Below are 10334 nucleotides of genomic sequence, written 5' to 3' on the forward strand. Positions count from 1 at the left end.
GTCCGCAGTACCGCGGCCGACCGAGAACAGTTCTGACAGGAGTGCATGGCATGGCGTACCACAACCCGTTCATCGACAAGAACGGCCAGATCAAGTTCCCGGACAACACCGACCTGGTTCGTCACGTCGAGAAGTGGGCGAGGGTGCGTGGAGACCAGCTCGCCTACCGGTTTCTGGACTTCTCCACCGAACGTGAGGGCGTCGCGAAGGATATTTCGTGGGCCGAGTTCGGTGCCCGCAACCGCGCGGTGGGTGCCCGGCTTCAGCAGGTGACCCAGCCGGGTGATCGGGTCGCCATTCTGTGCCCACAGAGCCTGGACTATCTGACCGCGTTCTTCGGCACGTTGTACGCCGCCCGGATCGCGGTGCCGCTGTTCGATCCCGCCGAACCGGGACACGTCGGCCGGCTGCACGCCGTGCTCGACGACTGCGCCCCGACGGCGATCCTGACCACCAGCGATTCCGCCGAGGGGGTCCGCAAGTTCTTCCGCAGCCGGCCTGCCAAGGAGCGGCCGCGTGTGATCGCCGTCGACGCGGTCCCCAATGACGTCGCCAGCACGTGGGAGCAAATCCCGGCAGGCCCTGAGACCGTCGCCTATCTGCAGTACACCTCCGGCTCCACCCGCACCCCGACGGGCGTCGAGATCACCCACCTGAACCTGCCGACGAATTGCGTCCAGGTGATCCATGCCCTGGAGGGTCAGGACGGCGACCGCGGTGTGAGCTGGCTGCCGTTCTTCCACGACATGGGCCTGATCACCACCTTGTTGTCGACGCTGGTCGGCTACCGGTTCACCTTCATGACGCCCGCCGCCTTCGTCCGCCGGCCCAGCAGGTGGATCCGCGAGCTGGCGCGCAAGGAGGGCGAGACCGGCGGGGTCTTCTCGGCCGCTCCGAACTTCGCCTTCGAACACGCGGCGCTGCGCGGCCTGCCCAAAGAGGGTGAGCCGCCGCTGGACCTGAGCAATGTCAAGGCGATCCTCAACGGCAGCGAGCCGGTGTCGGCGGCATCGATACGTAAGTTCAACGACGCGTTCGGGCCCTACGGCTTCCAGGAGAAGGCGATCAAGCCGTCCTACGGTTTGGCCGAGGCCACCTTGTTCGTCTCGACCACCCCGATGGAGGAGCCGCCGACGATCATCGACGTCGACCGGGAGGCGCTGAACACGGGCCGGTTCGTCGAAGTGGCCCCTGATGCGCCGAACGGCGTCGCGCAGGCCTCCGCCGGCAAGATCGGGGTCAGCGAATGGGCGATCATCGTCGACCCAGAGACCGCGACCGAGTTGCCCGACGGGCAGATCGGCGAGGTCTGGCTGCACGGCAGCAACATGGGCGCCGGATATTGGAACCGCAAAGAGGAAACCCAGGAGACGTTCAAGAACATCCTCAAGTCGCGCACCAATCCGTCACGCGCTGAAGGCGCCGCCGATGACGGGACGTGGGTACGCACCGGTGACTACGGCACGTACCACAACGATCACCTCTATATCACCGGCCGGGTCAAGGATCTGGTCATCGTCGACGGGCGTAATCACTACCCGCAGGACCTCGAGTACTCGGCGCAAGAAGCCAGCCGGGCCTTGCGCACGGGCTACGTGGCTGCCTTCTCGGTACCCACCAACCAACTGCCCGCCTCGGTTTTCGACGACCCGCACGCCGGCCTCAAACACGACGCGGAGGACAGCTCCGAGCAGTTGGTGATCGTCGCTGAGCGTGCCGCCGGCGCGCACAAGCTCGACTACCAGCCCATCGCTGACGACATCCGGGCGGCCATCGCCGTCCGGCACGGAGTCACCGTGCGTGACGTGCTGCTGGTCACGGCCGGATCCGTGCCGCGAACCTCCAGCGGCAAGATCGGCCGCCGCGCCACCCGCTCCGCCTATATCGACGGCACCCTGCGCAGCGGTACCGCGGCCCCGAACTCCTTCCCTGACCAAACTGATTGATCGCGACTATGACTGACACCGACCTCGATATTCAGCCGACAACCGAAGCCGCTCCGGCCCGGACCGACATGACCGTCGCCGAGGTACGGCGTTATCTGCGCACCTGGATCGGCCAGGCCACCGGGCAGTCGCCCGATGCGATCGGCGAGGCGACGCCGATGGTGGAGCTCGGCCTGTCCTCTCGCGACGCGGTGGCGATGGCCGCCGACATCGAGGACCACACCGGGGTGACGGTGTCGATCGCGGTCGCCTTCGAGCACCCGACGATCGAATCGTTGGCCACCTGGATCGTCGAGGGCGACCCGGAGACCGAAACCGGCGACGACGACACCGACTGGACCCGCACCGGGCCGGTCGAGCGCGTCGACATCGCCGTGGTGGGCCTGGCCACCCGGTTGCCCGGCGACCTGAACACTCCAGACCAGACCTGGCAGGCGCTGCTGGAAGGTCGCGACGCGATCACCGACCTGCCCGAGGGCCGCTGGTCGGAGTTCATGGAGGAGCCGCGGCTGGCCGAGCGGATCAAGAAGGCCCGCACCCGCGGCGGATACCTCAGCGACATCAAGGGATTCGACTCCGAGTTCTTCGCGCTGTCCAAGACCGAAGCCGACAACATCGACCCTCAGCAGCGGATGACGCTGGAGCTGACCTGGGAGGCGCTCGAGCACGCGCGTATTCCGGCGTCCAGCCTGCGCGGCGAGTCCGTCGGCGTGTACGTCGGCACCTCGGTGATGGACTACAGCTATCTGGCCATGTCAGACCCGACCGTCGCCCACCCGTATGCGATCACCGGCACCGCGAGTTCGATTGTCGCCAACCGGGTTTCGTACTTCTTCGACTTCCACGGCCCGTCGGTCGCGGTGGACACCGCCTGCTCGAGTTCGCTGGTCGCCACCCACCAGGCGGTGCAGGCGCTGCGCAACGGCGAATGCGACGTCGCGATGGCCGGTGGAGTCAACGCGCTGATCACCCCCGCGGTGACGCTCGGCTTCGACGAGATCGGCCAGGTGCTCTCGCCGGACGGCCGGATCAAGTCGTTCTCATCCGACGCCGATGGCTACACCCGCTCCGAGGGTGGCGCAATGCTGGTGCTCAAGCGCGTGGACGACGCGCGCCGCGACGGCGACCAGATTCTGGCCGTGATCGCCGGTAGCGCGGTCAACCACGACGGCCGGTCCAACGGGTTGATCGCGCCGAACCCCGACGCGCAGGCCGACGTGCTGCGCCGGGCCTACAAGGACGCCGGCATCAACCCGCGCACCATCGACTACGTCGAGGCGCACGGCACCGGCACCGTGCTCGGTGACCCGATCGAGGCGCAGGCGCTGGGCCGGGTGATCGGCCGTGGCCGCCCCGCCGACAAGCCGCTTCTACTCGGAGCGGTGAAAACCAATGTCGGACACATGGAATCGGCAGCCGGCGCGGCCAGCCTCTCCAAGATGGTGCTGGCGCTGCAACACGACAAGCTGCCGCCGTCGATCAACTACGCCGGCCCCAACCCGTACATCGACTTCGATGCGTCGCATCTGAAAGTCCTTGATACCGTTGCTGACTGGCCGCGCTACGGCGGGTATGCCGTGGCGGGTGTGTCCAGCTTCGGCTTCGGTGGCGCCAACGCGCATGTGGTGCTGCGCGAGGTGCTGCCCCGTGACGTGATCGAGCGTGAGCCCGAACCGCAGCCCGAGGCCGAGACCGCGGCAGCCGCCGAGGAGCACGGCGAGCTGATCGGCGGGGTGCGCTTTGACGAGTACGGCGAGTTCATCGATTCAGCCGAAGCCGGCAGCACGTTGGCCGATGACGAATACGAGTTGCCCGGCATCACCGACGAAGCCATCCGGCTCAAAGAGATCGCGCTGGAAGAGCTTGCGGCCGAAGAGGTTCCGGTGCCCGTGGTGCCGTTGCCGATCTCGGCGTTCCTGACGTCGCGCAAGCGGGCCGCCGCGGCAGAGCTGGCCGACTGGATCGAAAGCCCCGAGGGCCAGGCGTCGTCATTGGAGTCGATAGGACGGGCGCTGTCACGGCGCAACCACGGTCGTTCCCGCGCGGTGGTGCTGGCCCACGACCACGAAGAAGCCGTCAAGGGTTTGCGCGCGATCGCCGACGGCAAGCAGAAGCCCTACGTGTTCAGCACCGACGGACCCGCGACCAATGGCCCGGTCTGGGCGATGGCCGGTTTCGGTGCGCAGCATCGCAAGATGGGCAAAAACCTGTACCTGCGCCACGAGGTCTTCGCCGAGTGGATCGACAAGGTCGACGCGCTGATCCAGGACGAGCGGGGCTACTCCGTCCTCGAGCTGATCCTCGACGACTCGGTTGACTACGGCATCGAAACCAGCAACGTCGTCATCTTCGCGATCCAGATCGCGCTCGGTGAGGTGCTCAAGAGTCACGGTGCGAAACCCGCTGCGGTGATTGGCCAGTCGCTGGGCGAACCCGCATCCGCCTACTTCGCCGGCGGCCTCTCACTCGCCGACGCCACCCGGGTGATCTGCTCGCGTTCGCACCTGATGGGCGAGGGCGAGGCGATGTTGTTCGGCGAGTACATCCGGTTCATGGCGCTGGTCGAATACTCCGCCGACGAACTCAAGACGGTGTTCGCCGACTTCCCCGGCCTGGAAGTGTGTGTCTACGCCGCTCCGAGCCAGACCGTCATCGGTGGTCCGCCCGACGAGATCGACGCGATCGTCGCCCGCGCCGAGGCGGAAGGGCGCTTCGCCCGCAAACTCCAGACCAAAGGTGCCGGCCACACGTCGCAGATGGATCCGTTACTGGGCGAGTTCTCCGCTGAGCTGCAGGGCATTTCGCCGAGCAGCCCGAACGTCGGGATCTTCTCGACGGTGCACGAGGGGACCTATGTCCGGCCGGGCGGCGAGCCGATCCACGACGTCGCTTACTGGCTCAAGGGTATGCGGCATTCGGTGTACTTCACCCACGGCGTGCGCAACGCCGTCGACAACGGGTACACCACGTTCTTGGAGCTTGCGCCGAACCCGGTCGCGCTGATGCAGATCGGGTTGACCACCGCGGCCGCGGGATTGCCGGACGCCCAGCTGATTCCGACGCTGGCCCGCAAGCAGGACGACGTCGAGTCGATGATCTCGGCGATGGCGCAGTTGTTCGTGTTCGGCCACGACCTCGACATCCGCACACTGTTCACTCGCGCATCCGGCCCGGAAGACTTTGCGAACATCCCGCCGACCAAGTTCAAGCGCAAGGAGCACTGGCTGGATGCGCACTTCTCCGGCGACGGTTCGGTGCTGATGCCCGGCACGCACGTGGCGATGCCCGACGGCCGGCACGTCTGGGAGTACGCGCCGCGTGGTGAGGCCGATCTGGCTGCTCTGGTGAGAGCCGCTGCGACGCAAGTTCTTCCGGATGCGGTGCTGACCGCCTCCGAGCAGCGCGCGGTGCCGGCCGCCAACGCCCGGCTGGTCACGACGCTGACCCGGCACCCCGGTGGCGCGGCCGTGCAGATCCACGCGCGCATCGACGAGTCCTTCACGCTGGTCTACGACGCGCTGGTGTCGCGGGCCGGTCAGGCTTCGGTGTTGCCGACCGCGGTCGGCGCGGGTGCGGCGATCGCCGCGACGCAGACCGCGGTGGCCGCGCCGGTCGCCGAGCCCGCGGCGGATGAGCCGGTGGCTGACGCCGTGACCGACAGCCTGACTGCCCGCCAGGTGGGCGCGTTGGCCCGCTGGTCACCGGATTCCGGTGAGACGATTCGTGATCGGCTGGCAGCTATCGTCTCGATGGCGATGGGCTACGAGCCCGAGGACCTGCCCTGGGAGGTCCCGCTGGTCGAGCTCGGCCTCGACTCGATGATGGCGGTGCGGATCAAGAACCGCGTCGAATACGACTTCGACCTGCCGCCGATTCAGCTGCAGGCGGTCCGCGACGCCAACCTCTACAACGTGGAAAAGCTGATCGAGTACGCGATCGAGCACCGCGATGACGTGCAGGATCTGCACGAGCGCCAGAAGACGCAGACTGCCGAGGAGATCGCCGCCGAGCAGGCCGCCATACTGTCCGGTGCGGCGCCGCTGCCCGGTGCGGCCCCAGCGGCTGAGGCCCCGGCACCCGACACGCAAGCCCAGCCTGAGACGCAGTCGGATGCCGCGATCCCGCCGCCGCCGACCAACCCGGCCGGACCTGCCGCGCAGGCTGCGCCACCCAACTTGGCCGGCGCCGCACAGGCACTCAACCAGCAGGCCGTCGCCGCGGCGCTCAACTCGGACATCCCGCCGCGGGATGCCGCCGAGCGGGTCACCTTCGCGACCTGGGCCATCGTCACCGGCAAGTCACCGGGCGGCATCTTCAACGACCTGCCCAAGCTGGACGACGCCGCCGCCACCAAGATGGCGGAGCGGCTGTCGGAGCGCGCCGAGGGCACGATCACCGTTGACGACGTCAAGGCGGCCGAGACCATCGAGCAGCTCGCGACCACCGTCCGCGAATTCCTGGAGGCCGGCCAGATCGACGGCTTCGTCCGCACGCTTCGGGCCAGGCCCGAAGGCTCAACCAAGCCAGCGGTTTTCGTGTTCCACGCCGCGGGCGGCTCGACGGTGGTCTACGAACCGCTGCTGAACCGTCTGCCGGCCGACATTCCGATGTACGGCTTCGAGCGGGTCGAGGGAACCATCGAAGAGCGTGCCGCGCAATACGTTCCGAAGCTTCGCGAGCTGGGCGGCAACGGGCCGTTCATCCTGGCCGGCTGGTCGCTCGGCGGCGCATTGGCCTACGCCTGCGCGATCGGGCTCAAGCAGCAGGGCTGCGAAGTGGCGTTCGTCGGCCTGATCGACGCGGTGATGCCCGGCGAGCCGATCCTGCAGACCAAGGAGGAGACCCGCAAGCGCTGGGACCGCTACGCGCGCTTCGCCGAGCGGACTTTCAACGTCCAGGTTCCCGAAATCCCTTACGAGCAACTCGAAGCGCTCGACGACGAGGGACAGGTCAAGTTCGTGCTGGAGGCCGTTCAGCAGGCCGGTGTCCAGATCCCGGGCGGGATCATCGAGCACCAGCGCACGTCGTATCTGGACCAGCGGGCGATCGACACCGCGGAATACCAGCCGTACGACGGCCACGTCACGCTGTACATGGCCGACCGCTACCACGACGACGCGATCACCTTCGAACCCGCCTACGCGATCCGCAAGCCCGACGGCGGCTGGGGCGACTACGTCGCGGACTTGGAGGTCGTGCCGATCGGTGGCGAGCACATCCAGGCCATCGACGAGCCGATCATCGCCAAAGTCGGTGCGCACATGACCCAGGCGCTCAACAAGATTCACGCCGAGCAGAAAGAAGCCTAAGTGACCACCAAGACCACCGCTGAGTTGCTGGCCGATCTGCGCGAAAGGCTCGAGACGGCCAAAGAACCCGGTGATCCGAAGTCGATCGCGCGCCGCGACAAAAAGGGAATCCCGAGCGCCCGCGCCCGCATTCACGCGCTGGTCGACCCCGGCAGCTTCCTGGAGATCGGCGCTTTGGCCCGCACGCCGGGCGACCCGGGTGCGCTCTACGGCGACGGCGTGGTCACCGGCCACGGCCGGATCAACGGCCGGCCGGTCGCGGTCTTCAGTCACGACCAGACGGTGTTCCAGGGCTCGGTGGGCGAGATGTTCGGCCGCAAGGTGGCCAAGCTGATGGAGTGGGTGGCCATGGTCGGTTGCCCGATCATCGGCATCAACGACTCCGCCGGGGCGCGCATCCAGGATGCAGTGACGTCGCTGGCCTGGTACGCGGAGTTGGGCCGCCGGCACGAGTTGCTGCGCGGCCTGGTTCCGGAGATCTCCATCATCTTGGGCAAATGCGCTGGGGGAGCGGTCTATTCACCGATTCAGACCGATCTCGTGGTGGCGGTGCGCGACCAGGGCTACATGTTCGTCACCGGCCCGGACGTCATCAAGGACGTCACCGGTGAGGACGTCAGCATGGACGAGCTGGGCGGCGCCGACGCGCAGGCCCGCTATGGGAACATCCACCAGGTCGTCGAGGACGAGGCCGCGGCGTTCCAATATGTGCGCGACTACCTGAGTTTCCTGCCGGCCAACACTTTCGACGACGCACCGGTCGTCAACCCTGGACTGGAACCCGAGATCACGCCGTCTGACCTCGAGCTGGACACCATCGTGCCGGACAACGACAACGCGGCCTACGACATGCACGAGGTTCTGCTGCGCATCTTCGACGACGGCGACGTCTTCGACGTCGGCGCACAGCGTGGCCAGGCGATCATCACCGCGTTCGCCCGGGTCGACGGCCGTCCCCTTGGGGTGATCGCCAACCAGCCGATGCACCTGGCGGGTGCGATCGACAACGAGGCTTCAGACAAAGCGGCCGGCTTCATCCGGTTCTGTGACTCCTACAATCTGCCACTGGTTTTCGTCGTCGACACCCCGGGCTTCCTGCCGGGCGTGGAGCAGGAGAAGGGCGGCATCATCAAGCGCGGCGGCCGGTTCCTCAACGCCGTCGTCGAGGCTGACGTACCGAAGGTGACCATCACGATCCGCAAGTCCTACGGCGGCGCGTACGCGGTGATGGGGTCCAAGCAGCTGACCGCCGACCTGAACTTCGCCTGGCCGACCGCGCGCATTGCGGTGATCGGGGCCGATGGCGCGGCGCAGCTGCTGATGAAGCGGTTCCCCGACCCGACCACGCCCGAGGCGCAGCAGATCAAGAAAGACTTCATCGAGGGTTACAACCTGAACATGGCGATCCCGTGGATCGCCGCCGAACGTGGCTACATCGACGGAGTCATTCAACCGCACGAGACCAGGCTGCTACTGCGTAAGTCGTTGAACCTCTTGCGCGACAAGCAGATCAGCTGGCGTACGAACCGCAAGCACGGCCTGACGCCGATTTAGACCGACGCGACGAACTCCGACGTGTAGAACTCGGCCGGGCTCTGTGACCTCGGGCTCGGCCGCCGGATGAACACCCAGACGCCGGTCGTGCCGGAGCGAAGGCTGTCGCGCACCGTGGTGTTTCCCACGCCCGCGCCGTCGCTGTCGAGACCGGCCACCGCGACGCCCGGCCCGGGGGCATCGCACGACGCGGTCGAGGGCCGGGGAAACTGGATCAGGCTGACGTCGTAGTGGGTGCCCGGCTGACCAGGCTCGGCGAGATACACATCGGCGGTGACGGTGCCACCGTTGACGTGGATGGCCGCGGACGCCGTGGCGCGGTCGGTCGACGAGAAGTCGGGGATAGGGCTGAAGTCACATGCTCGCAGAATGCTTTGCAAAGGAACGATGGTGCCGGCTTCGGCAGCCGCCGGACCGGTCGATCCCGCCAGCGCCACGACAACTGGTAATGCACAACGGGCTAGCGTGGAAATCGTCATTGACATTTTGTCAATTATCCGGTCTCGCGAGGTAAATCGACCCCGCGCGACCAGGAGATATGCCTTACATACGCTGCCTCAGTGTGACCTGCGACACAGTGGTGGCGGCTAATGTCCCTTCCCGGTGTCCTCCTGCTGCTTCTGGGCTTTCTCACCCGACTCGGTGGAGTCGCGGAGTTCCTTCTTCGTCTTCGCGGCCTCGTCGGCTAGTTCTTCAATGGATTCGTCGCCCTCTTCAGCGCGCATGTTTGCCTCCTCGCGGTGGTCTACCCGGCATAGGAGACCCTGAACCAGGGCCGCTTTGCAGTAGTTCGTAGTACCACCTATATTTACGTGGTACTACGAACTAGTTATCCAGCCGTGGAAGGAACCGTCATGTACGCAGCGGTTGTCACCTCATTCGACGCACCGCCGGCGTACCTGGAATTCTCCAGCCCGGTACCAGCCGGTCCTGACCAAGTGTTGGTCGACGTGGTCGCTTCCGGACTGCATCGCCGGGTCCGCTCGCAGGCAGACGGCTCGCACTGCACCAGCACCGGCGGGTTGCCGCTGGTTCCCGGCGTCGACGGGGTGGCGCGCCTTCCCGACGGGGCGTTGCGTTACTTCGCGCTGGGTGACACCACATCCGGTGCCATGGCCGAGCAGACCCTGATCGACCTGCGGCAGAGCTTCGAGTTGCCTGGTGACACCGACCCCGTGCAGGTGGCGGCGGCGATGAACCCGGCAATGTCATCGTGGGTGGCTCTGCGGCGTCGAACCGACTTTCAGGCCGGTCAGTCCGTGCTGGTTCTCGGCGCTACCGGTAGTTCCGGGCAGCTGGCCGTGCAGGTCGCCAAACAGCTTGGCGCGAGCCGCGTCGTCGCGGCCGGCCGCAACCCGCAGCGACTGGCAGAGCTGCCACACCTCGGCGCGGACGCCGTCGTATCCCTTGGCGACAGCGCGCAACTCGCCGCAGCTGCCGCCGACGTCGACGTCGTCTTGGACTACCTGTGGGGACCGGCCGCCGCCGAGGCGATGATCGCGATCGCCACCCATCGCAGCAGCGA

6 protein-coding genes are annotated in these 10334 nt (G+C 66.8%); 4 read left to right on the forward strand and 2 right to left on the reverse strand.

Annotation, left to right across the window (positions count from 1 at the left end):
• Positions 1–50 precede the first annotated feature (50 nt).
• From fadD32 to VN856_RS11850, 3 genes are read left to right on the forward strand one after another with little or no spacing between them, the layout of a single operon-like run.
• Positions 51–1946: a long-chain-fatty-acid--AMP ligase FadD32 gene (gene fadD32, locus VN856_RS11840; protein WP_325689196.1), complete on the forward strand. Its 1896-nt coding sequence runs from the start codon at positions 51–53 to the stop codon at positions 1944–1946.
• Between the two features lie 8 nt (positions 1947–1954).
• On the forward strand, positions 1955–7255 hold the full coding sequence (gene pks13, locus VN856_RS11845) for a polyketide synthase Pks13 (protein ID WP_325689185.1): 5301 nt from the start codon (positions 1955–1957) through the stop codon (positions 7253–7255).
• Complete coding sequence (locus tag VN856_RS11850) at positions 7256–8809, forward strand: acyl-CoA carboxylase subunit beta (RefSeq protein WP_325689188.1); 1554 nt, start codon at positions 7256–7258, stop codon at positions 8807–8809.
• Here VN856_RS11850 and VN856_RS11855 read toward each other — a convergent pair.
• Together VN856_RS11855 and VN856_RS11860 are read right to left on the reverse strand one after the other, a co-directional pair.
• On the reverse strand, positions 8806–9294 hold the full coding sequence (locus VN856_RS11855) for a hypothetical protein (RefSeq protein ID WP_325689190.1): 489 nt from the start codon (positions 9292–9294) through the stop codon (positions 8806–8808). The genes VN856_RS11850 and VN856_RS11855 overlap by 4 nt on opposite strands.
• A gap of 102 nt (positions 9295–9396) precedes the next feature.
• Positions 9397–9534: a hypothetical protein gene (locus VN856_RS11860; RefSeq protein WP_325689192.1), complete on the reverse strand. Its 138-nt coding sequence runs from the start codon at positions 9532–9534 to the stop codon at positions 9397–9399.
• A 129-nt stretch (positions 9535–9663) separates the two neighbouring features.
• Between VN856_RS11860 and VN856_RS11865 the strand changes: the two genes are divergently transcribed.
• Positions 9664–10334, forward strand: a 671-nt coding sequence (locus tag VN856_RS11865; protein ID WP_325689194.1) for a zinc-binding dehydrogenase, incomplete at its 3' end; no start/stop codon positions are given.

The organism is Mycobacterium sp., assembly GCF_035603715.1.
GTDB lineage: Bacteria > Actinomycetota > Actinomycetes > Mycobacteriales > Mycobacteriaceae > Mycobacterium.

Coding starts and splice junctions, on each gene's coding strand:
- fadD32 (WP_325689196.1), top strand. CDS start 51: ATGGCGTACCACAACCCGTTCATCGACAAGAACGGCCAGATCAAGTTC.
- pks13 (WP_325689185.1), top strand. CDS start 1,955: ATGACTGACACCGACCTCGATATTCAGCCGACAACCGAAGCCGCTCCG.
- VN856_RS11855 (WP_325689190.1), bottom strand. CDS start 9,294: ATGTCAATGACGATTTCCACGCTAGCCCGTTGTGCATTACCAGTTGTC.
- VN856_RS11860 (WP_325689192.1), bottom strand. CDS start 9,534: ATGCGCGCTGAAGAGGGCGACGAATCCATTGAAGAACTAGCCGACGAG.